Source organism: Alishewanella sp. WH16-1, from assembly GCF_001441695.1.
In the GTDB taxonomy this organism is placed as follows: domain Bacteria; phylum Pseudomonadota; class Gammaproteobacteria; order Enterobacterales; family Alteromonadaceae; genus Alishewanella; species Alishewanella agri.
Map to the genome: position 1 here is coordinate 1 of NZ_LCWL01000058.1, position 611 is coordinate 611.

A 611-nucleotide genomic window follows, 5' to 3' on the forward strand; every position below is an offset into this window, starting at 1 on the left:
TCCCGCCTCCTACTCGATCGCAAACTTAGTATATCAATGTACTTCAGGGAGAAACCTTATGCCACCTGTGATCCGCCATGCCGAGCCAGCCGATTTAGCCGCTGTCAAAGCCATCTATGACCAACCCAGCGTCTATGCCAATACGTTGCAGCTGCCGTTTCAACCGCAAGCGAAGTGGCAGAGTCTGTTTGAGCCGCAGCCGGGTTTTTATAATCTGGTGGCTGAGCTCGAAGGCCAGGTGGTGGGGCAGCTTGGGTTACAGGTGATGCAAAATCCACGGCGACGGCATGTAGCGGAGATTGGCATGGGCGTTGCTGAGCCATTTCAGGGGCAGGGTATTGGTTCGGCCTTGTTACGTGCCGCGCTGGATTTAGCCGATAACTGGTTGGCCCTGCGCAGGGTGGAGCTGTTGGTCTACAGCAGTAACGAGTCGGCGATTGCACTGTATGAACGTTTTGGCTTTGAAGTTGAGGCTGAACTGGCCGATTATGCCTATCAATACGGCAACTATATCAGTGCGCTGGTGATGTCGCGGCTACGAAATACGGCTTAAGGGCAACAAAAAACCGCCGGTGGGCGGTTTTTTTATTCGTGCGCCGGGCATGGCGCGC

1 protein-coding gene is annotated in these 611 nt (G+C 54.7%); it reads left to right on the plus strand.

Annotated features, from left to right (window positions below):
• Window positions 1-58 precede the first annotated feature (58 nt).
• Window positions 59-553, plus strand: a complete 495-nt coding sequence (locus tag AAY72_RS05495) for a GNAT family N-acetyltransferase (protein ID WP_008983359.1) — start codon at window positions 59-61, stop codon at window positions 551-553.
• Window positions 554-611 lie beyond the last annotated feature (58 nt).

What these genes read in the sequence shown, in the direction of transcription:
- AAY72_RS05495 (WP_008983359.1), top strand. Translation starts at nt 59, where the DNA reads ATGCCACCTGTGATCCGCCATGCCGAGCCAGCCGATTTAGCCGCTGTC.